The organism is Paeniglutamicibacter sulfureus, assembly GCF_039535115.1.
Taxonomy (GTDB): domain Bacteria; phylum Actinomycetota; class Actinomycetes; order Actinomycetales; family Micrococcaceae; genus Paeniglutamicibacter; species Paeniglutamicibacter sulfureus.
This window is the reverse complement of the sequence record NZ_BAAAWO010000001.1, coordinates 2,912,060-2,936,212: the sequence shown is the minus strand read 5'-3', so window position 1 is coordinate 2,936,212 and position 24,153 is coordinate 2,912,060. Positions and strand designations below refer to the sequence as shown.

Genomic DNA, 24,153 nt, shown 5'->3' with positions numbered 1-24,153 from the left:
GCGGTAGCTATCGGCTTGCGTATGACGTCCACGCTCGCCCTCTCATCGATCAATGACCCGGTGAAGGTTCCCGTGCGGACGCGACGCTCGGCTTCGATTGACGGACCCAAGAAAGCCACAGAAGCTGTCTGGTCTGCTCTCTATATGTTGCTGAAGTTCTAGCGTGGCCTCACGAGATCAAAACGGCCCTCGGCAAGGATCTCGAAGTAGGCACTTGGCCCACCTGCACGCAGGACAGGTTGGGCGAGAGCTGTCTGATAAATACCCTCGGGAATCATGGCTTCATCGATGTGCACCGCGATGACTTCCCCGATCGTGAGTACACCGGTGGAAGCGTGCCCGTCTGCACCGCGCAGCGGGATGATGTCACTGACCCGGCACTCGAAACTTACTGGTGAGGCGGCGACGCGCGGTGCACTGATATCAACGGAATCGGCGGCTTCCAAGCCGGATGCGACGAATTCATCGAGGTCGGCCGTCGTTGACGTTGCGTTCATTTGTTCTGCAAGGGGGCGCGTGACCAGGTTCCAGGTGAACTCACCGCTCAGCTCGGCGTTGAGCGCGGTGTGCTTGCGGGTCGTACTTGAGAAGCCAATGAGTGGTGGCTTGTAGGAGAAGGCATTGAAGAAGCTGTACGGGGCGAGATTGCGAACTCCAGCAGGGGAAAGTGTCCCAATCCAACCGATCGGACGCGGCCCGACAATTGCATTGAACGGATCGTGCGGAAGCCGGTGGCCCTCTGCTGGGCGGTAGAAGTGCGAAGTCATCTGTCCAGTCAATCATCAATCGACAGCCCCGATGTGTTTTTTCCGCACAGCCAGTATCCCAAGGTTCGCGGCCAATGCTATCGACCTGTGTTGACCGTCACTGTATTGTGGGCCAGACATCTATATATCTGGATTCGAGTATCCCAATGCGTTGCTAGCCTCAACCGCATAGCGGGCGATGATGGGGCCGAGTCGTTCAACGTCGTTGGGGCCGACCCGCTGCGTTGGGAACCCCAAACCTAGAACACCAGTGAGGGCCCCCATATGACCGAATACGGGGGCGCTGATAGAGCCAACATCTTCATGGCGTTCGCCAAAGGCAGCATAAAAGCCCTGTTCGCGAGCAGTTTCCACTTGCCGCTCAAGGATTTCTAGCTTGTCCGGGGTTGAGGGAGCAAACTTTGTCAATGGCAAGTCCCTCAGCGCATCCCAGGCTTCAGGATCGTATGCCAAAAAGATCTTCCCAGGTGCACCAGCATGAATTGGCATCACTTGCCCAACCATGAATGGGCGCATTACGACATGTCGTGTCTCAGCAACAGCCACAACCGTTCGAAAAGCTCCGTCTCTGGTGTAGAGACAGGCGCTCTCACCGGTCTCATCCCTCAGTCGCTGAAGGATCGGTTTGATGAGACGAACGACATCAAGCCCGACTGTGCCTGGAGTAGCCCAACGAACCAAACCGATTCCGATGCGGTAACGGTCGTCTTCCCTGTCTAGAAATCCTTCTCGGACCATGTTCTGAACCAGTCGTTGGCATGTACTGGACGGCAGTCGTGTTTTCTTGATCAGTTGCTGCAATGTCGGTTCAGGATCCTCCACAGTGAAACAGTCAAGAATCTGGACCACTTTCTGCAGTACGAGAATCGGCGCGGCTGCAGACGCTTTCTTTGCTTCCATAAGCCCTGACTTTACCTCGCTGTGCATCTGCGGTGTTGCTTATTCCAGATCACTCGTGTCCGTAGTGTGACGTAGTTGACACAATCGACAAATAACCCGCATACTGAGTTCACAACTTACAGAGTGGGATTCCCCACTTATGATTCTGCGCTTTCAATGGAGAACCCGTGAACATGTCAGCCGTTACTTGCGAAACTTTCCCTGAACAGAAGGATGCCAAAACGTCCAGAATCGGACTCATTGTCCCCAGCTCCAACACCACTATGGAAACGGAACTTCCGGAATTGTTCCGCCGCCAGTCAGAGGCCACGGGTCATCATTACACCTTCCACTCCGCGCGTGCTGCACTGAAGAACGTCAACCGCGAGGAACTGTTGGCCATGGTGGATAAAGCGGGGGAATGCGCTCGTGCGGTTTCTGACGCCGCCGTCGATGTCATTGCTTACGCCTGTCTCGTGGCGGTGATGGCGCAGGGCCCCAATTCCCATGAAAAATCAGAAAAGATCATTGCGTCCGCGGCTGAGGAGAACGGTCACCCTGCTGCGGTTTCAAGCAGTGCCGGCGCACTAGTGCGTACTCTGCAATCAATCGGGGCACGAAAGGTTTCGATGGTAGCGCCCTACATGCTGCCCCTTACCCAAATGGTGCGTGAGTACATCGAAGGTGCCGGCATAGAGGTAGTCGATGCGATCAGCTTAGAAGTTGATGACAATCTAGCCGTTGGTGCATTGGATCCACAGAAACTTCCGATGATTGCTCAAGGCCTCAATCGTGAGGGTATTGATGCCGTGATTCTTTCGGCATGTGTGCAGATGCCATCACTACCTGCGGTCCAGAAAGCAGAGGATCTGCTGGGAGTACCCGTCATTACGGCCGCAACGGCAACTGCGTACGAGATCCTGAAAGCGCTCGGGCATGAACCTTCAATTGCCGGAGCTGGGGGTCTGCTCTCCGGAGCCTACGCACCTGTTGCTTCTCGGCGTGCTTAGGGGAGAGTCACCATGTCTTTGTCTCTGATCGCATTCTTCGTTCTGATTGGGGCGTTTGCTCTCGGCTCATTTACGCGCGTCAACGCAGGCCTCGTTGCATTAGTAGCAGCATTCGTCGTCGGAGGTCTCGTTGTTGGGATGCCCATCAAAGACGTCATCGCACAATTCCCCAGCGGCCTGTTTTTCATCCTTCTTGGAGCTACGCTGCTGTTTGGAATCGTGCGCGTCACCGGCACGATCGATCTACTCGCGTACTGGGCCGAGCGACTCGCCGGAGACCGGCGCTTCCTAGTGCCGGTACTAATGTTTCTTCTGACCGCCGGCTTGGCTTCAGCAGGAGCATTCACGCCTGCGGCGATCGCTATTGTGGCACCTGTGGCGTTGGCATTGGGTTCTAGGTTCAGGATCAGTACGCTCGCAATGGGTTTAGTCATCGTCCAAGGAGCCAACGCTGGTGCTTTCTCTCCGGTCAACCCCTTTGGTGTTCTAGCCAATGTGATGCTCGATAACGCGGATGCCTCCGGAGATTCCCTGAAGCTCTTCCTCTACTGCTTCATATTCAACGCTATCCTCGCCTTCATCGCCTACGTCGCTATCCAGGCCATTATGAACAGGCGTGGCGGACGGCCTCTCCCCCGCTCAGAATCAACCAGCAGCGGGACTGCTCTTAGGACCACTCTGGCCGATGACTCCGTGGGTCATGACGCAGGTCAGTACCGAACGACAACCGGAACACAAACCGGAGTCGCTGTAGCCGACCCACGCACGCAACCCGATATCGAAGTTTCGCTCGGGGCACCGGTGAAAGTGGACGCGACTCCTATGAGGATCCTTACGCTTGCCGGGGTGGGAACCCTACTGATTCTAACCACGGTTTTCAGTTTGGATGTTGGCGTTGCGTCCCTGATCATCGCTATCGCACTGATCTGCATCAAGCCCGGAGTTCAAAAGCCTGCTATTGAGGGGCTGCCTTGGAACGCGATTATCCTCGTAACAGGCATCGTCACTTATGTCGGAATGCTCGAAGAGATGGGCGCGTTGAAAGAACTCGAGGCCGGTATCGCTAGCCTCGGTAACGGATCAATTGCAGCACTGATTACGAGCTATGTTGTCGCTATAGTCTCTGCTTTCGCCTCGACCACCGGAACACTTGGAGTAATCAGTCCCATTGTTACACCTATTTCCTTGGACCCGCTGCTCAGCCCAATCGGAGTTGTCACCGCCATTGCCATCAGTTCTTCGGTAGTGGATGTTAGTCCGATGTCCACCAGCGGCGCGCTCCTCATGGCTAGTGCCCCACCAAAGGACGAACGACTCTTCTTCCGCGCTCTCCTCCTCTGGGCCATCGCAATGATCGCAGTTGTCCCTATGCTCGTGTGGTTCATCTTCGTGCAGCTCGGCCTCGGATAGCCACGAAAGGACATACGAATAGATAAAGGCATCCTAGTGCGGTGCATGTTTAAAGAATCAGCGGGCTTATCCATATTGGTCTAGATTTTTTTGGCCCCAGTGTTCGGAACTTTTGTTGGGTTGTTGACCTCAGTATGGAATTGGTCCGTGTTTACGCCGAATGCCGGCAGGGGTTTCCACATAGCCATATTCGTTGGCTAGAGATGAAGAGGCAGTGACCGGTTATTTTTCTAAGCGGTCACTGCCTCTTCATCTCTACTGCTTGATCAGTTCGTGGATGCCACCGACGAGCCACTTCCCACCGAGTGCATTCTGATGCAGCTCCACATACCAAGTCCCGGCATCGGTCTTGAAATCAGCCGTTACAACCTGCTCATTATGCTCCGTACCGTCCATCACCGGACCGGAAAGGATCTTGTCGAACGGGATTCTTGCCGGGTCGATGTACTCGGCCTCGATGGCATATTCCTTCTCCAGATAGGGGCGTATCTCGGCGTGCCAGCGCTGCTCCGGTTCATCGGGCCGGGCAAACAGGCTCATGACCTTCACCGCGACCTCTTCCGGGCTCTCGATCACCGGGACCGAGGCCTCCACGGTCGGGGAAACCTGGGCGGTGCCCTCGGCGTTGCCGGGCAGCTGCGCGCAGCCGGCGATGGCCAGCACGGCCAGACCGGCACAGGAGAACGCAGCGACCCTGGACCACAGGCCGGCACCGCGCCCGGGGGGCGTGGAACCGGGTGCGTTGGAGTCGGGGGCATGGGGGATCCTGGAACGGGGCATTAGAGCACTCCCTTGGATTTGAGGATGGGCACGGGGTCAATCACGTATTTCAAGGTGGGGGTGCGCGCGACGACAGGCTGCTTCATGCTCGGACTCCTGGGGTGCCGGGGCTGGGCGGCAGGACGGCAAGGAGCCGGAGGGCTAGTGGGCTTCGGGTGCCGTGGTGGTGGCGGGGGATCCCAGGGACGTGCGTCGCAGCGGGCATGCGGGGATGGCAAACCAGCACAGCGCCGCCACCGCCCTGGGCCTGCGCGCCAACGCGACCCAGTTCGCCCTGCTCGTCGCGATCAACGCCCTGGTTGGGGGCATGGTCGGGCAGCAGCAAGCCGTCCTGCCGCTGCTGGCCCACGCCGAATTCGGCCTCAGCGGATACACGTTCCTCTTCACCTACGTGGCCGCCTTCGGGATCGCCAAGGCAACCTCCAACTGGTTCGCCGGAACCCTCTCGGACCGCTACGGACGCAAACCCGTGCTGCTGGCCGGCTGGCTCTTCGCCATCCCGGTGCCGCTGATGCTCATCCTTGCCCCGGACTGGAGCTGGGCCATCGCCGCGAACGTGCTGCTTGGCATCAACCAAGGCCTGACCTGGTCCACCACCGTCATCATGAAAATCGACCTGGTGGGTCCGGCCCAACGAGGCCTGGCCATGGGCCTGAACGAAGCCGCCGGCTACGGGGCCGTGGCCGCCACCTCCCTACTGGCCGGATACCACGCCGAACAATACGGGCTGCGACCCGCGCCCTTCCTCCTGGGGATCGCCTACACGGCCCTGGCACTGCTGCTGTCCGGGGTGTTCGTCAGGGAGACCCGCCCGCACGCCCTCCTGGATGCCGGAAACATTGCCTCCCGGGGCGCCTCCGCCCGGCATGGTCGGGATGCCAAACTATCCAACCGCCAAATCTTCTCCCTGACCAGCTTCCGCGAACCTGCCTTGTCCTCGGCGAGCCTGGCCGGCCTGGTGAACAACCTGAATTTCGGCCTCTCCTGGGGCCTGTTCCCGCTGCTGTTCGCCACTGCGGACCTCGGCACCAGCCAGATCGGCCTGCTTTTCGCCCTTTATCCCGGGGTGTGGGGCATTGGCCAGATGTTCACCGGGGCCCTCTCTGACCGGATCGGGCGCAAGCACCTCATCACCGCCGGCATGCTGGTCCAGGCCACAGCCCTGGCGATCATCGCGCTCGGAAGCGGCTTTGGAGGGTGGGCGGCCGGAACGGTGTTGCTCGGTGCGGGAACCGCGATGGTGTACCCCACTCTGCTGGCCGCAGTCGGCGACGTCGCCCATCCCTCATGGCGTGGACGAGCGGTGGGCATCTACCGGGTCTGGCGCGACCTCGGATACGCCGTTGGTGCCATCATCGGCGGGATCGTCGCCGACCTCGTGGGGCTCAACGCGGCACTGTGGATGGCCGCGGCACTCAGTGTGGCCGCAGCGATCGCCGTCGCGATCCGCATGTATGAAACGCACCCACCGCATCCCCGGCCAACCCCTGCCGGCGATGCCCCGGCAATGCTGCCGCGCGACCACACCAACCCGTAGCGTGGGCACGGAACCGAGGTCCCCTACCGTAGCGGAGCACGCAACTGCCCACGGCGCGCCTCCACACCACGACCCGAGGAGAACCACAGTGAACTACACCCACGCCATCACCGTGCCGCTGTCTTGGCAAGACGCCGTCGAACGGACACGCGGCGCCCTGGCGGAACAGGGAGTCGGTGTCCTGACGGTGATCAACGTGAAGGAGACCTTCACCCAAAAGCTGGGCCAGGAGGCCGGGAGGCCGTGGGGGACTACATCATCTACCCGCACCGTGATCAGTTGAACAGCAAATCCCAGGCGGTTGTGCATTCCCCGGCGGCGACCGACCACCAATAAGCCGGCATCGTCCAACCAACAGAAACGTTCCAGGTCCTCCGCTGGTACCTCGTCGGGGAATCCGCGAACCCTGCGACCTGCTCATCACTTAGAAAATCGACCGCCATGCCCCCCAATCAACAGGCCGCTGACTCCTTAGCGTGAATTTCCGGGCGATTCTTCCCCCGACCCCGAAAAGGACGGAACACTCCGCACTCTGGGCATACCGAGAAATCTTCCGTCTAATGCAGGAATAGTGCATTAGACGGAAGATTATTGTGGCTGATCGAGGAGTGCCGCCGGGTTCTGCCTCGCTGTCGCTTTTGCCGGGTGTCTCCTTCCTGAACGACGCAGAATCGGTTTTCACTGCCATGCTGGAGGGCTGGCAGATGCGCCAGCGTGGCGGACGGAACCTCAAGGAATCCTCCGTGCGAGGCACCGTGAGCCAGATTTCGCAGTTTCAGGCGTATATCAACGACTGGCCCTGGAACTGGAACTGGACCGCCGCCGATTTTGACGAAGTGGATGATGCATCTGGTGGCAGTCAAGCAACTGGCTCCCTCGACGATTCGCACCTACCAGTACGTGGTGAGGGAGTTTTGCAGCTACTTGTGTTCCGAGCACTATGGCTGGGTTGAAGAATGCTCCACCCGCTTCGGAAACCACCCGTCCCAGGTCTGCCACGAGTGGAACACACGTTCCACGGTTCTATTTTTGTAGCGGCAGTCTGGGTGCGGCGTGATGCCGATGTTGTGGAATCCATGGACTGCTCCTTTCCTTTCGGGTGGAGAAAGTTTCACAAACTTTTGCGCAAACGGTCGAACAAGATGGGCCCGTGGAATGCGGGGAACCTGCGTGAGTGTGTGAGAGCACATACACAAACGTTTGTGCATGTGTCAGAAAGGGACGATACACGGGAAAGGTGTTGCTTGTCACCCTTACGACCGAGGCATTACTGACTTTCAGCTTGCGGTCGAGGCGCGAACAATCAGTTCAGGAGCCAGTCGGACCGACTCGACGGGTTCGCCACGCAGCATCGCGAGCAGCAGGTTCAACCCGGCCCGTCCCATCTCATGCATCGGCGAATGGATCGTGGTCAGTGGGATGGAAAGCTCGGCCGCCAGTGGGGTGTCGTTGTAGCCGACGATGGCCACGTCGTCGGGCACCGTGATGCCGCGATCGCGCAAGACGCCCATGGCGCCAATGGCGGCGAAGTCGTTGGTGGCGAAGATGGCATCGGGGCAGCCACCCTGCACAAGCAGGCGTTCGGTTGCCTGCCGTCCGCCCGGGGCATCGAAGCCTCCGTGGACGATCCGCTCGGGACGGATCCTGATGCCTGCTTCCAAGCAGGCCTGGACCACCCCGGCCGTTCGGTCGTTGCCGGTGGAGGCGTAGTCGCGGCCCGACAGGATGCCTATGTCCCTGCGGCCGGTCGCCAGAAGGTGCTCGGCAACGAGCCTACCGCCCATGATGTCGTCGCACGTGGCGGAGATGTGGTCGCCCGACCGCCTGGAGACCAGGGTGAACTTGATGCCGCGCTTGGCGAGGGTGTCAAGAAACGGGTCCCCCGTATGGGCATCGCCGAAGATGAGCCCGTCAACGCGCCGCGAGAGCATGAGCTCGGTGCGGGAGGCCTGGTTTTCCGGCCGGTCGAGGGAGTTGGTGACAAAGGTGGAGATCCCCTGCTCCGTTGCGGCTTCTTCGATGCCTTCGTAGACGGTGGCCAGGACAAAGTCCTGAAGCCGGGGGACCAGTACGCCCACGAGCCCCGAGCGACGTGTGCGCAGGCTCGCTGCGTGGGGGTTTCGTTGGTAGCCCCGGGCGGCAACCACCGTTCGTATTCGGTCTATCATGTCGCTGGAGGCCCAGCGCCGGGCCTCCTTGTCGGAGGAGTTGATGACCCGCGAAACGGTGGAAACATTGACCCCGACCTCATCGGCAATCATGCGCAAGGTAACGGGTCCTGAACCTTTGTCCATGTCTCCTCCGAAGGTGCCGCGTGCCTCGGCTGCCTGCGCGACCGGTTGTGCACTCATCAATGACCCAGCATATTTCATAGCGGCGACGTGACATGACGCACTTGCGGCAAACGTTTGTGTGGGGCATGCTAGCGGTATTCGTTCCCGCGGCAGCAATTGAAGCGGGACTATCCATGCGACAGAAGGGTCCAGGTGAAGGTGCATAGCATGCCTCAGGTTTCGGTATTGGCAACGGGAGGGACCATTGCCTCGAGCGAAAACGATCGAGGAGCCTCGGTTGCAAGCCGCGGAGCGGGCGAACTGCTCGGCGGCATCGCCGCTGGAGGGCCCAACGTGTCCTCACGTGATGTCATGCGGCTCGGTTCCTACCTGTTAGGCCACCGCGAACTTCGCCTGATCTGCGAAGCTGTCGCCGCGGAACTGGCCGATGGCGGCGTGGATGGCGTCGTAGTCACGCACGGAACCGACACCATGGAAGAAACGGCATATCTCCTGGACCTGGTCCAGCACTCTTCCAAGCCCGCGGTGCTGACCGGCGCCCAACGCCCTGCCGACCACCCCTGCCCGGACGGCCCGGGAAACCTGCAGGAGGCCATCGGGGTCGCGGCAAGTCCTTCCGCCCGCGACAAGGGCACGATGATCAGTTTCGCCGGCAACATCTATGCAGCCAGGGGCACCCGCAAGGCCCACACCGTCGCGCCCTCCCCCTTCAAGACCATGGACGGCGGACCAATCGGCCAAATCGCAAACGGCCAACCCCATTTCATGTCGGCCCCCATCCGGCCCAGGGCTCTTGCCCTGCCCCCGCCCGCATTCGATAGCATCAGAGTCGACATCGTTACCGTCCACCCGGGTTCCGACGCCACCCTTGCCAGGGCCGCCGTTGAGGCGGGAGCCCGAGGCGTCATCATCGCCGGCAGCGGCGTGGGCAACGGCAATTCGTCGATCCTGGCCTGGGTCGAGGAAGCCGTGCAGGCTGGAATCACCGTAGGGTTGGGCACCCGGGTTCCAGAAGGCCCCGTGGTCCCGTTCTACGGCAACGGAGGCGGGGCCGACGTGGTCAGGGCGGGCGCGCTGCAGCTCGGCTCGCTGCCACTTTTCCAGGCCCGCCTGCTCTTGGCATTGATGCTCTCACACGGCCAAAAACCAAACCCTGAGCTGCTCGCAGCTCACATTTAAACCGATCCGAAACAAGATAAGGAATGAAGATGGCAAAAGAAATTTCCGTGGCGTTCGGCATCGACGTTGATGCCGTAGGTGGCTGGCTCGGATCCTACGGGGGAGAAGACTCCCCGGACGACATCTCACGCGGCATGTTTGCCGGCGAGGTCGGCGTCCCGCGACTGAACGCCTTGTTGAAGAAGTACGACCTGCCGGCAACCTGGTTCTGGCCGGGCCACTCGATCGAAACCTTCCCTGAGCAGTTCGACGAGGTTGTCGCGGCCGGCCATGAGATCGGTGTCCACGGCTACAGCCACGAGAATCCCCTCGCGATGACCCGCGAGCAGGAGACGGACATCCTGGATCACTGCATCAACCTGATCGAGCAGCGCACCGGGAAACGGCCGACCGGCTACGTGGCGCCGTGGTGGGAGTTCTCCAACGTCACCAATGAGCTCTTGCTTGAACGCGGCATCGCCTACGACCATTCGCTCATGCACCGCGACTTCGAGCCGTACTACGTGCGTGTCGGGGACAGCTGGACCAAGATCGATTACGACAAGCCCGCCAGCACCTGGATGAAGCCACTGGTCCGCGGCGTGGAAACCGACCTCGTGGAGATCCCGGCCAACTGGTACCTCGATGACCTGCCGCCGATGATGTTCATCAAGTCCAGCCCGAACAGCCACGGATTCGTGAACCCTCGCCACCTGGAAGAAATGTGGCGCGACCAGTTCGACTGGGTGTACCGCGAACACGACCATGCGGTCTTCACCATGACGATCCACCCCGACGTCTCCGGCCGGCCGCAGGTCCTGCTGATGCTTGAGCGGTTGATCGAGCACATCAACAGCCACGAGGGCGTGAAGTGGACCGACTTCAACTCCATCGCTGAAGAGTTCAAGGCGCGCAACCCGCGCCAGAAGTAACCGGAAGGAATTCGGCCCGCACATGTGTGGAGCCTGCGCACGCATCGCACCGGATTGGGCCGGACCCATGGTCTCCGGCCCAATCCGGCGTGCCTCGATTGGCCGTTTCCTCACTGGGGTGTGCCGTGGGATCAAGGTCGGCACGTTCCCCGGCGGGTGGACGGTTACCAGACAAACAGGTGCGGCTCGCACCACTTCGAACTTTGACGAACTGCTCGACCTGGTTGCACCGCACTGCGCCGTCCCCGGCTGGGAAGCCTTGGATGCGGCTCTTGTTGAATACCGGGGATCCGCAAGAGCCGAGGAATTCAGCGACTACCTGCCTCCGCCCGCGGATGTCAGGAGCGCATCTGCAGTCGTCCTTGTTCGATCCGGTGCTGCTCCAACGCATCTCCGCCTGGCAGCGTTTGGGCTCGGCGTCAGGGCATTGGAAGGACATAGCGCGGCGGTGGAATTCCCACACCGGCTCGCGCCGTTCACCATGGTTGCAGTGGACGGGACCATCCTGGGCTCTGTTCCGCTGCCGGCCCCGGCCCCGTGAAAACGACACTTCGCTGCTCGTTTCCAGGACGCCGGATGAAGCACTGTGGAGGCTGGCACGTCGCGTAGCCTCGGTGATTCAGGCGGGAGCTGCCGCACGTCAGGCAGTCCCGCCCTGGGGGCGCTTCGGGCTTCTGCGACCAACCGACGGAACTGCACCCCATCATTGCACTTCGGATGTGGCGACGGCTGTTTCACTTCGGGCGGCTTGAAGAACCGCCCGCAGCAATCCCGGAAACCGGACTTCAATGTCGGCTGCTCGTAGCGTGTTGAGGATCGTGGTGCCGCTGTAGCGCTGTTTAATCAGGCCAGCCTCACGCAGGACCCTGAAGTGATATGTGGAGGTGGACTTGCTGATTGGCAGTTGGAAGGCGCTGCAAGCCTGATCGATTGATGCGTTCGCGAGTTGGCCAACAATTTGTCGTCGCACTGGGTCGGACAACGCGGACAGCACGGTGTCCAGCTGCATCTCTGCTTGGGACGGGTGGGCGAGAGCGCGCACGTGTACTTGGCCTCCTCGATTGCTGAATTGACTGCGAATCTATTGTACGATAGTTCTAGTACTATGAAGAATGTCGTACTTTGAACGCGGGTAAGGCAGTGCGAGTTAGCACTAAAGTGCGCAAGCCGTTGAACTGCTTCTTCTGCCCTGCCGCTCTCGTGCGGATCCATGCCCCGCCTATGCATGGACCTGGTCATGCACGGTGCAGTTGGCGACAAAGCGGTCCCCGACAGACCAAACTAGAAATCCCGAAAATTCAACAAACCGAACGCTGGCCGTGTTTACGCACACAATCGTTTGGGTAACCAATATGCTCAAGCTTCCCAACGGAATAGCGCCAACCCTGAAGATCCAAGGAGATAAACATGACAAACCCCAGCCCGTTTTGGTCGCGTCTGAAGATCGGTTCCACGTTGTTGCCCAACCGTGTGGCGTTGGCCCCCATGACCCGCGTCAGTGCCACCGAGGACGGATTGGTCACGGACAAGATGGTCTCCTATTACGAGGCTTTCGCCCGGGGCGGCTTCGGACTGCTGATCACCGAGGGGATCTATCCCGACACTTCATACAGCCAGGGCTACTTGCATCAGCCTGGTCTGGCAACCGATGAACAGGCCCGGTCCTGGGCCAGGGTTGTAGACGCCGTCCACGCATCAGGGTCCGCAATATTCGCCCAGCTCATGCACGCTGGATCCCAAGCGCAGGGAAGCCGCTTTGCGGACGCCACGGTGGGTCCCTCCGAGGTCGCGCCCAAGGGGGAACAACTGGCCTTCTATCGCGGCGAGGGGCCCTACCGGGTGCCTGCTGAAATCACTCGGCATCAAATGCAGGACGTTCGACAAGGCTTTGTGGATGCCGCATTGCGCGCCAAGGCTGCCGGGTTCAATGGCGTGGAGATTCACGGCGCCAACGGCTACCTGCTGGACCAGTTCCTCACCGATTACCTCAACCTCCGCACTGACGAGTACGGAGGCTCCGCCCAGAACCGGGTGCGTTTCCCTGCGGAGATCGCCCGTGCCGTGCGTGAGGCCGTCGGACCAGAAATGACCGTGGGTATCCGGATCTCCCAGGCTAAGGTCAGTGACCACGACCACCGGTGGGCCGGTGGAATTGATGAGGCCAAGATCATTTTCTCCACTCTGGGTGACACAGGCGTCGACTTCATCCACACCACCGAGTACAAGGCCTATGCTCCGGCGTTCGGCGACGGGAGTCCCTCGCTGGCCGCCCTGGCCAAGCGGCACTCCGGGTTGCCGGTGATCGCCAACGGACACCTGGACGACCCCGAGACAGCTGAAGCGCTGCTGGCCGACGGCACAGCCGATGTCATTGCCTTGGGCAAGGCGGCTCTGGGCAACAGAGACTGGCCGGATCGGGTCCGCCACGGGCGGCCTCTCGACGAGCTGGACGCGAGCCTTTTTGCCCCGTTGGCCGACGTCAAGGACTGGGAGCTCGATTTACTCTCCTGAGCTTGACGTTGAACCTTCGGAGGGCCAACCACCAAGAAAGTGGTTGGCCCTCCGGCGTGTCGCATCGCTTGAGCCGCCCTCGTTTTTCGATGCTTCTGGTCCCAGATGAACGAAGTACCACCAAGAACCGAGGGCCGTGATCCGGCTGGCGCCTGTGCCGGAGAATCAACCAGAGGCCAAGAATGGTGCCGGCAGTGCCGAAGCCCCTGATGCGGTTGGACCGCCAATTCCCGGTGACGTGGTTGCTTGAAGGGTCAGGGGCGAAGACCGTACCGCTCGAAGGGGAGACGGGGCCTTTTCGCAGGGCGAGCAGGTCCATCACCGGGTTGATGCACCGGTCGTAGAACCGCGGGAAAACGCCGTGGACCGGGACGAAGGTGCGCTGGATCTGGCCGACTACGGTTACCGGCCGTGGCCGTTTCGCGTTCCCCATGATCGCCCGGGCCACACGATGCGGGGAAGCAACGGGGGGCAGCGGGTGCACGCGTTTGCCGGTGTAGTTCGCGGCGTGCTGGTAGATGGGGGTGTCGATTGTTGCGGGCAGGACCAGGCAGATGTGGATGTGCTTGGATTTTTGTAACTCTTGGCGCAGCACCTCCGTGAAGCCGAGCAGTCCGAATTTGCTGGTCACGTAGGGGGAGATATATGGCGAGGTGATTTTGGCATAGACCGATCCGATGAGAATCAGGGTTCCGTGGCCCTGGTTCCGGAAGTGCGGCAGCACGGCGCGGGCAGTGTGGACGGGACCGAAAAGGTTTGTTTCAACGATTCGGCGAAACACGTCAGGTGGGGTGGTTTCGAAGGTCCCGTAACTGTAGACGGAGGCACCGCCGATGCACACATCGATCCGCCCGAACGCTTCAACCGCTGAATGGATGAGGGCCTGGACCTGGGACTCGTCGCTGATGTCGGTGGGCACGGCGATCACCTGCGCTCCGTGCGTGGTGCATTCGGCGGCGACTTCTTGAAGGGTTTCCGCGCTGCGGGCCGCGAGGACGAGGCGGGCACCGGCTTTGGCGAAGGTGTGTGCGGTGGCCCGCCCGATACCGCTGGAAGCACCCGTGATCACGACCACCGCTCCAGGTGCCCCGCGGCCTTGGCCTCTCACCGTCCCCGCCGGCCCGGCGGGGCAGCCACTGCGGGGTAATGATCAGCGGGCACGGTCGGATTGACGCGGCAGGCTTTGTTGGCCATTCCGGGAACCATGTGCGCGTCCATGCCTCTTGCGTTCGCCCGCCAGGGGCTTTCCTTGGGTCCCGGGGACACACGCAGCGAAGGAGCAGTCGCCTCGTTGACCACAAACAAGCCGGAACCGTACAGCGCTCCACTGCCCACCCTCATGAGGGGCCCTGTTCCTGACAGAGCGACACGGCGCTCCACATGCTGGGCAGGAACAGAGCCGGCCGGGAAGGCCGAGGGCCGCGGAGGCCAAGGTCCCAAGGCCCTCGAGATGCTGTGCCGTCTGGTTTTTCACCTCTCGGGGGATGTGTCACAGGATTCCCTTCTCACCGGTTCAGTTGCAGTTCCGGGTAGATGAGGGGTCGGTCAGGGCTTGAGGACGACCTTGATGCAGTGGTCCTGCTTTTTTTGGAACACCTCATACGCCTCGGGGGCTTCATCGAGGGGGATTTGGTGGGTCATCAGGTCGGTGACGCCGAGCGGGTCCGCAGGGTCCTCTACCAGGGGCAGAAGATCATCGATCCACCGTTTGACGTTGCACTGGCCCATGCGCATCTGGATCTGCTTATCGAACAGGGTCAGCATCGGCATGGGATCCGCCATGCCGCCGTAAACGCCGCTGATGGAGATAGTGCCGCCGCGGCGAACAACGTCAATGCTCGCGTGCAGAACGCTCAGCCGGTCAACCCCGGCCTTTTCGATGGCTTTTTGTGCGAGCGGGTCCGGCAGCAGGCCGGCCGCATGCTGGGCGAAAGTACCGACCGGGGAGCCATGGGCTTCCATGCCCACGGCGTCCAGGACGGATTCCGGCCCCCGGCCTCCGGTCATTTCGCGCAGTTCATCGCCAATGTTCCCGTGAAAGTCCAGGGTTTCCACGCCGTGCCGTTCGGCCATGGCGCGCCGTTCGGGCACGGGCTCGATGCCGATCACCCGGTACCCCAGATGCACACCGGCGCGCGCGGCGAACTGCCCCACCGGTCCCAATCCGAAGACCGTCAGGGTGCCGCCGTCGGGCACGTTCGCGTACTGCACGGCCTGCCAGGCGGTGGGCACGATGTCGGAGAGGTAAAGATAACGGATATCGGGCAGGTCCTGGCCCACTTTGATGGGGCCATAATCGGCGAAGGGCACGCGCAGGTATTCGGCCTGGCCGCCCGGGACGGAACCATAAAGCTCGGAGTACCCGTAGATGGGAGCGCCGAGGCCTTTTTCGCGGACTTGGGTGGTTTCACACTGCGACTGCAGGTCCAGGCGGCACATCAGGCACGTGCCGCAGGCGATGTTGAAGGGAATGACCACCCGGTCACCGACCTTCAGGTTCCTGACGGCGCTGCCGACCTCCTGGACGATCCCCATGGGTTCGTGGCCGAGGATATCGCCCTTCTTCATGTAGGGGCCCAGTATCTCGTATAGATGGAGGTCGGAGCCGCAGATTGCGGTGGAGGTGACTTTGATGATGGCGTCGGAGGGTTCCTGGATGACCGGATCCGGCACCTCGTCCACGCTGATCGAACGCTTTCCCTGCCAGGTAACTGCCCTCATTGCATCAAGTCCCTCTTCGCCGGTATGGATGCTTATCAGTCCAGTATGTTCACACTTGTTGCCGGAAATGAAGAGCTCCGCCGCGGTGGATCCGCAGCTGAAACCGCCACCCCGGCCAAAGAGAAGCCGACCAGGGGAACGGCCACCACGCAGCCCGGGCAAGAATCGAGGTGGCAGAACAGCGCGCCGCAGGCATTGACAGGGTTTTGAACGCTGCCGCGAGGGCTGCAGTTGTCCGCGCCATCGACCAAGTCGGCTGATCCAAGGCTTAGAGGGAAAGAGGCAGGCTCTCAGCGCGTCCTTGAACCGGTGTTGGGCGAATTCGGTTCCGAGCGCCGCGTGGCCCTGGCATTGACCTCTCAACTGACTGTTCACCGAACCCTGGAACTGGCTTGGGAGATCGATTGCCCCATGGAGATGGCGCCCCCGATGGAATCATCGACGCCATGCTCGGTCCACGGGTCACCGTGGGTCAACCCCGCGAAGGGTCCTGCTGCGTCAAGGTCCTGCCAGGCGGCGTCCGGGACCAGAAGGTTCTGAAGCCCAACACTGGCCTCTGGCTTCTAAGGGAAATGGCGGATAGCCTCGCAACTGGATGCCATACATATCGGGCACCCCAACCATTCGTCAATGGAGGCGGAGATGGAGAGCAGGGCAAAAGCCGCAGGGCATGCTATTCACCAGCAATTGGTTGTCTTCCCGCTCGGGCTGCTTGCCACGGCGGTCGTGTTCGACGTGATCGGACTTTTGACCGACAACGGCCGGTTCACGACGGCTTCTTACCTGATGATCGCCGCCGGAGTACTGAGCGGGTTGCTTGCCGCAGTATTCGGGCTGATCGATTTCACCGGTATCCCAAAGGAAACACGCGCCAAGCGCATCGGGTTGCTGCATGGTGCCGGCAACACCGTCATGATCGTATTGTTCGCGATCAGCTGGTGGCTCCGCGGCAACGCCGAGGAAAACGTGCCTGGCACCATGGCCTTCGTGCTTGCGCTGCTGGCAGCCGTCATCGCCATGGGGACGGGGTGGTTGGGCGGCGAACTGGTGGGACGGCTGCGCGTAGGCATAGATGATGACGCAAACCTCGATGCCCCAGCCAAATTCACTACGCACATCTCCCTCAAGAAGCAGTAGCACCGAACCGGTTAGTCTGGCCCGAGCCCGAGCCCGAGCCCGAGCCCGAGCCCGAGCTGTCCGGTATTCCATGGCCTCTGCCGGGGTCTTGTGGACCCCGGCAGAGTCGCCGGTCGGGCTCGTAGCTACGAATGGTCGGTCGTCGGCGATGCGGATCCCACTCAGGTTTCGGGCGGTGATGGCATCGCGGACCAGGTGCAACGCCGGTACGGATGGGTACTCGTGCGCTTTCCGATGCCGCGGATTCCATCGTGTCAGCGGGGTCTATCATGTGTTGGCCGTGCCCGCGGTCCTGTTCTTGTCCCGGTGAGGAGCAGTGCGAGGGCGACCATGCCGAGGCCCAGGACCAGGTGCAGCCAGTTCTCTGCGTCGTTCATCGGCACGAAGTCGGCGTCGCTGTCGTGGTCGATGAGCAGCCCGTAGACCCACAAGACGAGATAGATGACTCCGCCCCAGAGCAGGTAGTGCTTGGCCGCGTCCCGGGTCCTGACCGTCGCAATGCCTGCTGCCCCGAAGAGCAGGTGCACGATGTTGTGCAGGATGGACACCTGGAACACGCGCATCAGCATCGCCTCCGAGTGGTGGCCAGCGAAGGAGAATTGGTCGTAGTTGGTGGTGAATCCGGGAACGCATCCCAAGATCCCGACAAGCAGCAAAACGGCGCCGACGGCCAGCGCCGGCTTCTGGACGTTGTTGCGCTCGGTGCCCGTGCGTGCGGTGTGGCTGGTCCTGGTGCGGCCCCTTCCGGAGATCGTGCCGCAGCTACTTGCTGCGTCCTCACATGCTGCATCACCGGGACCAAATCTGGAACCCCTGACCACGGGGTCCGGGGCCGAAAAATCGGGCCCTCGTCAGTGATGCCGATTGCGTGTGCCCGGTCGAATCGGATTGCCGTGAAGATATTGAGTACTCCGGTGTTGGTGGTTCGGCAGTTGGTTGCAAGAATGGGGCATGGCCGAGAATCGGGCGGACACCAGCATCCGTGAAGACGAAAAGGACCGATGCATGCCCTTGGAAGGTGGCCTGGCAGAGCTGATGGATGTGCTTGCCCGCCTGTTGCACAGCGAAATGGACGAAACGGCGGTACTTGATTGCCTGGCGTGCACAGCCGTTGGGCTCATCCCCGGGGCCCAGGAAGCATCCATCGGCCTGGTGGTGAATCGCCAGAAGATCGAGGCCAGGGCCTTCTCGGGGGACTTGGCCCAGAGAATGGATGCGCTGCAGGAGCAGGTCGGGCAAGGGCCGTGCCTCGACTCCGTCTACGAACGTAAAACAATCATGATTCCTGACATGGCCAGTGAGAGTCGTTGGCCCAGGTTTTCTCTGGAGGCCCGCGCTTTGGGTGCGTCAAGCATGCTCTGCTTCCAGCTATTCACCGATGGCAACAATGCGGGAACCTTCAATCTCTACAGCCGGCAGGTCAACGCCTTTGACGGGGAATCGGTGCGCGCGGGGATGCTAGTTGCGGCGCATGCGACCGTGGTTTTCATGGGCACACAAAAATTGGACAGATGCGTGAGGCGCTGGCCTCACGGGACGTCATCGGTCAGGCCAAAGGCATCCTCATGGAGCGTTACAAGCTCACGGCTGCAGAGGCCTTTACCCTTTTGGCACAAGCCAGTTCCCGTAGCAACATCAAACTCGTCAATGTTGCGGGACACCTAGCGAACACAGGAAATTTCCCTTCGCCAGAGCCGTCCTCGGCGAGCGTCTGAGTGAACTCCATTCGGTTCTCACCAGGGATGGTGGGGCACGGAAGCGCGGACCGCACGCTCTTCCCGTCCCTTCCTCCTGACCGTAGGTGGGCGAACCAGTCGTCGGCGTCGACCGGCAACCATTGCCAGGGGAACTTGCCCGAGAAGTCCGTGAAGTGCATGACGTTGCGGCGACCCACGGAGATGTGGTGCTCGCGCAGGCTGCGGGCGCGTTGGGCCTGTGCCTACCCGTCAAGAATCTCCTCAAGGAAGGCATCGGCATCTGGTTCGAGCTCGCGGTGCGGGAAGGACACCACATTGCCGTGCTCAGCGATGACAACGACCAGCGTTCATGCCTGCGATATTTGCATGATTCCTGCGTAAATTGCAATAGAAATCATGAAGTACTTGGTTAACCGCCCTTTGCTGGAAGCCGTGAAGTGCGTCCGCGACGGGTCGACCGTCCACGAATCATTGATGGTGAATCCTTGGTTGATCAGGGATGATGCTCCATCGAGGAAGATTCTCCATTTTTCAACAAAGTGCAGGAAATGCACTTTGTCTCTATTCTGGTTGACATAATATTTATTACCGGTTGTTATTTATCTGTGGGGAGTGGCCGTAGAGCGGAAGGGAGGCGACATCCCAATGCTGAAAAGTGCCAGCGGTGGCCGCAAGGCAGCCTTGGGCATGCGCCTGGCGGACCCGACTCTCGAGCTGCTGGAAGCGGCCACCAAGACCGGTGCGGCGGTCGACTTGATCGCTGGGCTGTATGAAAAGAACTAGGACCGGATCTACGAAGACCCGGCCACCGGGAACCCCACCCGGCCCCGGGGCACTTCAAATCGTGTTCTGCGACCTGGGCACCCCATCCCCGGACTGGAACGTGTTCGACCAGTTGAGGGAAGACCTGGCGGCCCGTGGTGTGCCGGGTGAGGAGGTGCGCTTCATGCACGAGGCGAGGAACGATGCCGAGAAGGGCCGGCTCGTGGGGTGCTCCCAGGAGATGGGAGTGGGACCAGCATCCGGGCTCGGGCAGTGCTCCTAGGCCCCGCGCGGGCCGTACATGATCAGCCCGACCCCGGCCAGGGCAACGATGGCACCGGCGATGTCCCAGCGGTCCGGACGAAACCCGTCAAGGAAGACCGCCCACAACAGCGAACCGGCAATGAAGACGCCGCCGTAGGCGGCCAGGATGCGGCCGAAGTTGGCGTCGGGTTGGAGCGTGGCCACGATGCCGTAGAGTCCCAGGGCCACGGCGCCGGCCCCGACCCATAGCCAGCCCCGGTGCTCGCGGATTCCCTGCCATACCAACCAGGCGCCCCCGATTTCGAGCAGGGTGGCCACGCCGAAGAGCAGGATTGATTTCATCACGGTCATGATCCCAATCCTTTCATCAACCGGTGGTGCGTGTTTGCCCCCACAGAAGCGGCGGATTATTCGGTCCATCGCTCGAACCGGGGTAATCTCGTGCGCATGGATATGGGCAAACTCGTCATTGATCGCGAATTTTCCGCACCCCGAGGCGCGGTGTGGGCAGCTTTTACAGAACCGGAAATCCTGGCCGAATGGTTCGGCCCGGAGGGCTGGGGCGTACATGTGGACACGGTGGACATTGAGCCCCGGGTCGGCGGCGTACAGAAGTTCGTGATGCACTTGCTTGAGGACCCCACCCAAACTTCGCCGGTGCATGCGACATTCACCGAGGTCAGGGACCATGAGCTGCTGGTCGGGGAAGATGGACCGCATGAAATGACCCTGAACCTGGTCATCGAATTGCGCGTGGAGTTTTCCGATTGCCCGGCGGGTACCGCGCTGAGGATCACCCAGGGTCCGCTGCCGTCCGAGGTCCTGGAGCCGGCGCGTGCCGGATGGGAGTCCTCGTTCATCAAGCTCGACCGTTTGTTTGCCGCGCACCTCTAGGGTGCCGCGGACTGGCCGGCCCTAGCCACGGCCGATGAACGGCATCCCGGCGGCGGTGATGGTGACGTGGTTGATCGACACCTCCGCCGGTGCGGCGGCAATGAACTCAATGGTTGCCGCGGCTTGGTCCATGTCGAAGGTGGGCTCGACCTTCCGGCTTCCGTCGGCCTGCAGCGCGCCCGAGGTCGCGCCGACATCCTTCATCATCTCGGAGGCGGCGTTGCCGATGTCGACCTGCGAGCACGCTATTCCGTAGGGGCGGCCGTCGAGCTCAATGGACTTGGTCAGGCCCGTGATCGCATGCTTGGTCACCGCGTAGGCAACGGAGGCGGGGCGCGGCACCTGCGCGCTGATCGAACCGTTGTTGATGATGCGACCGCCGCCGGACGCCTGCATGTGCCTGAACGCGGCACCCGCGCAATGGATGGCACCGCCGAGGTTGACTGCGCAGACATCCTGCCATTGCTGCGCCGTGAGCTCGCCGATGGTTGCGGAGGGGCCAAAAACCCCGGCGTTGTTGAAGAGCGCGTCGATCCTGCCGAAGCGATCGATCCCGGCGGCGAATAGCCGTTCCACGGCCGATGGGTCGGTGATGTCGGTGGGCACCACGAGCGCGTTGGGGTGTGTGCCTGCGCTCTGCTCCAGCTGCGCCGCGCGCCGCCCGGCAAGAACCACATTCCACCCGGCCTCGAGCATGCGTCGGGTGACTGCGCGTCCGATTCCGGAACCGGCCCCGGTGACCAGCATGGTTCGCCGCGCGGGTACGGTCTGATTGGGGACAGGGTTCAAGCGGAATCATCCTTTGAAGTGAGACTGGCATTGATCGGCTGTGCCTGCAGGCGAAGTGTTCGCGTTCAGGCATTCGACCCCAGCCTACTGAGGAGACCGCCGCAGCGGCGGGACACCCGTGCCGGGCCGGGGTTCCACCGCCGTGGTCGTTCTTTCGACGTGGTGTGCAATTCGTGGCAGTTGCTCCGGGGCCCTCGAGCCGGACTCCCGGGAGCTACCTGCGAGCGGCGCGCAACCACGACCAGAGTCCGATGCGTGGCCTGGGACTGCGCGGGACACGGCTCATGTCCGGGTCCAATCCGCCGATTGGGTGGAACATTCCGGTGCTGAGTGCCGTCGAGGTTTCCAGAAGTGCGCGCGCTTTTTTCTCGCTGGATGCTTCAGCGATGGGCTGGCTGGTGTTCATGCGGTCCTCCTCGAAACGACAAAGATTCCAAGATGCGAAATCTAAATATTGTTTGGTGAAATTAAGTATGTACGCGGAGCACGGGAAAGGCAAGGGCTCGCCGCAACTTGCTTCACGCCGGCCTCCGGGCAGGGGTGGGCGGGCAGCGGGAAAAGATTCGGCCAAACCCTTGACGGGAAGGGTGTGATCCGAGTTACATGGTGTGAAAGCAAAGTTCCACCATCCAGAAACATCGAGTCGAAGCCGGTGCCAAGCCGGTGGTAAGGGTGTTCAGCCCTGGATGGTGCAGGAAAACCTCGCAGGATTGAAAGAGCTGATCACCCCATGGACATTTCCCGTTTCAACGACCTCGACTCGGCTGACGCGGCCGCAGTGCTTCGGCCCTGTGCAGATATTGGCCGCTGGATTGAGACGATTCTCAGCGCCCGCCCCTTTGGTTCCATCGATGAACTCCTGGCCTGCGCGCAAAACGCCGCCGACCCGTTCACCGAAGCGGAGATCAACGTGGCGCTTGCCCACCATCCCCGGATCGGGGAACGCGCCGCCGGTTCATCCGCGGAAGCAACGCTCAGCCGCGGCGAACAATCCACGCTGAATCTCGACGGGCGAATTGCCGCCGAGCTTCTCTCCGGCAACCGTGCCTACGAGGAACGGTTCGAACGCGTCTTCCTGATACGCGCCGCCGGCCGAAGCAGCGAAGAAATTCTCGCTGAACTGCGCCGCCGACTGGACAACGACCCCGAGGCCGAACTGGCGGAAGTCGGAGAACAGCTGCGCGCCATCGCCCTCCTTCGCCTCGACGCGTGCTTCGGCCGCGTGCCCTCAAGCTAGATCACGTCCACCGGAATCTTAAGCTTTTTCCTTCCCCTCAACGAATCCAAAGGAGCCTTCGATGAGCGCCAACCAGGCTGCGAGAAGCCACATCACCACCCATGTACTCGACACCGGGACCGGGAGGCCTGCCTCCGGTGTCAAGGCCACGCTGGAAGCCAAGACGGCATCCGGCTGGCAAGAAATCGGATCAGGAGTCACCGATGCCGACGGACGCATCGAGTCACTCGGTCCGACAAAGGTTGAAGCAGGTCACCACCGAATCGCGTTCGGCACCGGTGACTACTTCGGAAAGACGGGTACGGAAACCTTCTTTCCCGCGGTGAGCATCGATTTCGTCGTTGGCGACACCGCCGCTCACTACCACGTACCTCTTCTTATCAGCCCGTTTGCATATTCCACGTACCGAGGGAGCTAGATATCATGAACACCTTTGCAGCCGAAAAGAAGACCGGCACCAAGATCGTTCTCGGCGCCAACCAATACGGCAAGGCCGAGGTCCGGCTGGTGAAGATCACCCGGGACACCGAGCGGCACGAGATCGAGGACTTGAACGTGACCTCGCAGCTTCACGGCGACTTCCTGGCCGCGCACATCGACGGCGACAACCGGCACGTTGTCCCAACCGATACACAGAAAAACACGGTCTACGGCTTTGCCCGGGATGGCGTTGGCTCGCCGGAGGCGTTCCTGTTGCGGCTCGGTGCGCACTTCACCACGGAATTCGACTGGGTCACGGGCGGGCGCTGGGCAGCCGAGCAATACTTCTGGGACCGGATCCAGGAGCACGATCACGCGTTCTCCCGGAACAAGTCCGAGGTGCGCACCGCGGTCCTGGAAATCAAGGACGGCGAGGCCTCGGTGCTCGCCGGGATCAAGGACCTCACGGTCCTCAAGTCCACCGCCAGCGAATTCCGCAACTTCCCCGTTGACCGCTACACCACCTTGCAGGAAACCGGCGACCGGATCCTGGCCACCGACGTCAGCAGCCGCTGGCGCTACAACTCCAACGCGGTTGCCGGAGGGGACGTGGACTTCAATGCCGTCTACGACTCGGTGCGGGAACTGCTGTTGGCTGGCTTCGCGGCCAAGCATTCCTTCGCCTTGCAACAGACAATGTTCGACATGGGCGAGGCGGTCCTGGAGGCGCATCCGGAGATCGAGGAAATCAGGTTCTCGCTGCCCAACAAGCACCACTTCCTCGTCGACCTGTCCCCGTTTGGACAGGACAACCCGAATGAGGTCTTCTTTGCCGCGGATCGCCCGTACGGCCTGATCGAGGCGGCCATCACCCGCGAGGGCGCCTCCGCAGCCCATCCGATCTGGGAAAACACGCCCGGATTCTGCTAGCCGATGAGGTCTCGGGGGTGCGCG

General features: G+C 61.4%; 27 protein-coding genes and 2 pseudogenes. 17 read left to right on the top strand and 12 right to left on the bottom strand.

Annotated features, from left to right (window positions below):
- Positions 1-158 precede the first annotated feature (158 nt).
- Positions 159-767: a flavin reductase family protein gene (locus tag ABD687_RS13400; RefSeq protein WP_264271719.1), complete on the bottom strand. Its 609-nt coding sequence runs from the start codon at positions 765-767 to the stop codon at positions 159-161.
- Positions 768-887: 120 nt separating this feature from the next.
- Positions 888-1,694 (bottom strand): IclR family transcriptional regulator, encoded by an 807-nt coding sequence (locus ABD687_RS13395; RefSeq protein ID WP_344761001.1) that lies wholly within the window; start codon positions 1,692-1,694, stop codon positions 888-890.
- A gap of 146 nt (positions 1,695-1,840) precedes the next feature.
- Here ABD687_RS13395 and ABD687_RS13390 point away from each other — a divergent pair, with 146 nt between their 5' ends.
- Both ABD687_RS13390 and ABD687_RS13385 read left to right on the top strand, forming a co-directional pair.
- Positions 1,841-2,656, top strand: a complete 816-nt coding sequence (locus ABD687_RS13390; RefSeq protein WP_302263679.1) for a maleate cis-trans isomerase family protein — start codon at positions 1,841-1,843, stop codon at positions 2,654-2,656.
- Positions 2,657-2,668: 12 nt separating this feature from the next.
- Positions 2,669-4,066, top strand: a complete 1,398-nt coding sequence (locus tag ABD687_RS13385; RefSeq protein WP_302263680.1) for an SLC13 family permease — start codon at positions 2,669-2,671, stop codon at positions 4,064-4,066.
- A 255-nt stretch (positions 4,067-4,321) separates the two neighbouring features.
- Here ABD687_RS13385 and ABD687_RS13380 read toward each other — a convergent pair whose 3' ends face one another.
- Positions 4,322-4,846: a hypothetical protein gene (locus tag ABD687_RS13380; protein ID WP_302263681.1), complete on the bottom strand. Its 525-nt coding sequence runs from the start codon at positions 4,844-4,846 to the stop codon at positions 4,322-4,324.
- A gap of 211 nt (positions 4,847-5,057) precedes the next feature.
- On the opposite strand from ABD687_RS13380, the gene ABD687_RS13375 reads away from it, so the two are divergent.
- Complete coding sequence (locus ABD687_RS13375; RefSeq protein ID WP_302263682.1) at positions 5,058-6,383, top strand: MFS transporter; 1,326 nt, start codon at positions 5,058-5,060, stop codon at positions 6,381-6,383.
- Between the two features lie 88 nt (positions 6,384-6,471).
- A complete protein-coding gene (locus ABD687_RS13370) occupies positions 6,472-6,666 on the top strand; it encodes a DUF302 domain-containing protein (protein ID WP_310290431.1) in 195 nt (64 codons plus the stop codon).
- Here ABD687_RS13370 and ABD687_RS20730 read toward each other — a convergent pair.
- A pseudogene (locus ABD687_RS20730) lies at positions 6,648-6,826 on the bottom strand (DUF4158 domain-containing protein); the annotation flags it as partial. The gene ABD687_RS13370 and the pseudogene ABD687_RS20730 sit on opposite strands and share 19 nt — an antisense overlap.
- Before the next feature lie 150 nt (positions 6,827-6,976).
- Between ABD687_RS20730 and ABD687_RS13365 the strand changes: the two are divergent.
- Positions 6,977-7,336, top strand: a complete 360-nt coding sequence (locus ABD687_RS13365) for a hypothetical protein (protein WP_302263683.1) — start codon at positions 6,977-6,979, stop codon at positions 7,334-7,336.
- A 324-nt stretch (positions 7,337-7,660) separates the two neighbouring features.
- On the opposite strand, the gene ABD687_RS13360 is transcribed toward ABD687_RS13365, so the two are convergent.
- The gene (locus ABD687_RS13360; protein ID WP_302263684.1) at positions 7,661-8,734 is read right to left on the bottom strand and encodes a LacI family DNA-binding transcriptional regulator; all 1,074 of its coding nucleotides are present in this window, start codon (positions 8,732-8,734) and stop codon (positions 7,661-7,663) included.
- Between the two features lie 150 nt (positions 8,735-8,884).
- Between ABD687_RS13360 and ABD687_RS13355 the strand changes: the two genes are divergently transcribed.
- Positions 8,885-9,856 (top strand): asparaginase, encoded by a 972-nt coding sequence (locus tag ABD687_RS13355; RefSeq protein WP_310290435.1) that lies wholly within the window; start codon positions 8,885-8,887, stop codon positions 9,854-9,856.
- Between the two features lie 29 nt (positions 9,857-9,885).
- The gene (locus tag ABD687_RS13350; protein ID WP_302263686.1) at positions 9,886-10,767 is read left to right on the top strand and encodes a polysaccharide deacetylase family protein; all 882 of its coding nucleotides are present in this window, start codon (positions 9,886-9,888) and stop codon (positions 10,765-10,767) included.
- A gap of 703 nt (positions 10,768-11,470) precedes the next feature.
- Here the strand turns inward: ABD687_RS13350 and ABD687_RS13345 are convergent.
- Positions 11,471-11,776: an ArsR/SmtB family transcription factor gene (locus ABD687_RS13345; RefSeq protein WP_302263687.1), complete on the bottom strand. Its 306-nt coding sequence runs from the start codon at positions 11,774-11,776 to the stop codon at positions 11,471-11,473.
- Between the two features lie 398 nt (positions 11,777-12,174).
- On the opposite strand from ABD687_RS13345, the gene ABD687_RS13340 reads away from it, so the two are divergent.
- Positions 12,175-13,278: an NADH:flavin oxidoreductase gene (locus ABD687_RS13340; protein WP_302263688.1), complete on the top strand. Its 1,104-nt coding sequence runs from the start codon at positions 12,175-12,177 to the stop codon at positions 13,276-13,278.
- Here ABD687_RS13340 and ABD687_RS13335 read toward each other — a convergent pair.
- Positions 13,247-14,347: an SDR family NAD(P)-dependent oxidoreductase gene (locus ABD687_RS13335; protein ID WP_302263689.1), complete on the bottom strand. Its 1,101-nt coding sequence runs from the start codon at positions 14,345-14,347 to the stop codon at positions 13,247-13,249. The two genes, ABD687_RS13340 and ABD687_RS13335, sit on opposite strands and share 32 nt — an antisense overlap.
- A 476-nt stretch (positions 14,348-14,823) precedes the next feature.
- Entirely contained in the window at positions 14,824-15,999 is a 1,176-nt protein-coding gene (locus ABD687_RS13330) for a zinc-dependent alcohol dehydrogenase (protein ID WP_302266386.1), read from the bottom strand.
- Positions 16,000-16,641: 642 nt separating this feature from the next.
- On the opposite strand from ABD687_RS13330, the gene ABD687_RS13325 reads away from it, so the two are divergent.
- Positions 16,642-17,136 (top strand): DUF2231 domain-containing protein, encoded by a 495-nt coding sequence (locus ABD687_RS13325; RefSeq protein ID WP_302263690.1) that lies wholly within the window; start codon positions 16,642-16,644, stop codon positions 17,134-17,136.
- 254 nt (positions 17,137-17,390) lie between these two features.
- Here the strand turns inward: ABD687_RS13325 and ABD687_RS13320 are convergent, their stop codons facing one another.
- A complete protein-coding gene (locus ABD687_RS13320; RefSeq protein ID WP_425566747.1) occupies positions 17,391-17,957 on the bottom strand; it encodes a DUF4383 domain-containing protein in 567 nt (188 codons plus the stop codon).
- 130 nt (positions 17,958-18,087) lie between these two features.
- Between ABD687_RS13320 and ABD687_RS13315 the strand changes: the two are divergent.
- From ABD687_RS13315 to ABD687_RS13300, 4 genes and pseudogenes are all read left to right on the top strand, one after another.
- A pseudogene (locus tag ABD687_RS13315) lies at positions 18,088-18,561 on the top strand (GAF domain-containing protein); the annotation flags it as partial.
- Positions 18,562-18,647: 86 nt separating this feature from the next.
- Entirely contained in the window at positions 18,648-18,851 is a 204-nt protein-coding gene (locus ABD687_RS13310) for an ANTAR domain-containing protein (protein WP_344761000.1), read from the top strand.
- A gap of 86 nt (positions 18,852-18,937) precedes the next feature.
- Positions 18,938-19,246 carry a hypothetical protein gene (locus ABD687_RS13305; RefSeq protein ID WP_344760999.1) on the top strand — a complete coding sequence of 103 codons (309 nt, stop codon included), beginning with the start codon at positions 18,938-18,940 and terminating at the stop codon, positions 19,244-19,246.
- Between the two features lie 232 nt (positions 19,247-19,478).
- Complete coding sequence (locus tag ABD687_RS13300; RefSeq protein ID WP_264271567.1) at positions 19,479-19,616, top strand: hypothetical protein; 138 nt, start codon at positions 19,479-19,481, stop codon at positions 19,614-19,616.
- A 258-nt stretch (positions 19,617-19,874) separates the two neighbouring features.
- Here ABD687_RS13300 and ABD687_RS13295 read toward each other — a convergent pair whose 3' ends face one another.
- Positions 19,875-20,210, bottom strand: coding sequence for a YnfA family protein (locus tag ABD687_RS13295; RefSeq protein WP_310290450.1), 336 nt, complete (start codon positions 20,208-20,210; stop codon positions 19,875-19,877).
- Positions 20,211-20,306: 96 nt separating this feature from the next.
- Between ABD687_RS13295 and ABD687_RS13290 the strand changes: the two genes are divergently transcribed.
- On the top strand, positions 20,307-20,753 hold the full coding sequence (locus tag ABD687_RS13290; RefSeq protein WP_264271569.1) for an SRPBCC family protein: 447 nt from the start codon (positions 20,307-20,309) through the stop codon (positions 20,751-20,753).
- A gap of 21 nt (positions 20,754-20,774) precedes the next feature.
- Here ABD687_RS13290 and ABD687_RS13285 read toward each other — a convergent pair whose 3' ends face one another.
- Together ABD687_RS13285 and ABD687_RS13280 are read right to left on the bottom strand one after the other, a co-directional pair.
- Positions 20,775-21,500, bottom strand: coding sequence for an SDR family oxidoreductase (locus ABD687_RS13285; protein WP_264271615.1), 726 nt, complete (start codon positions 21,498-21,500; stop codon positions 20,775-20,777).
- Positions 21,501-21,756: 256 nt separating this feature from the next.
- Positions 21,757-21,948: a hypothetical protein gene (locus ABD687_RS13280; protein WP_302263693.1), complete on the bottom strand. Its 192-nt coding sequence runs from the start codon at positions 21,946-21,948 to the stop codon at positions 21,757-21,759.
- A 324-nt stretch (positions 21,949-22,272) separates the two neighbouring features.
- Here ABD687_RS13280 and uraD point away from each other — a divergent pair, with 324 nt between their 5' ends.
- From uraD to pucL, 3 genes are all read left to right on the top strand, one after another.
- Positions 22,273-22,779, top strand: a complete 507-nt coding sequence (gene uraD, locus ABD687_RS13275; RefSeq protein WP_310290453.1) for a 2-oxo-4-hydroxy-4-carboxy-5-ureidoimidazoline decarboxylase — start codon at positions 22,273-22,275, stop codon at positions 22,777-22,779.
- 61 nt (positions 22,780-22,840) lie between these two features.
- The gene (uraH, locus tag ABD687_RS13270) at positions 22,841-23,197 is read left to right on the top strand and encodes a hydroxyisourate hydrolase (RefSeq protein WP_264271572.1); all 357 of its coding nucleotides are present in this window, start codon (positions 22,841-22,843) and stop codon (positions 23,195-23,197) included.
- A gap of 5 nt (positions 23,198-23,202) precedes the next feature.
- A complete protein-coding gene (gene pucL / locus ABD687_RS13265) occupies positions 23,203-24,129 on the top strand; it encodes a factor-independent urate hydroxylase (RefSeq protein ID WP_302263695.1) in 927 nt (308 codons plus the stop codon).
- Positions 24,130-24,153 lie beyond the last annotated feature (24 nt).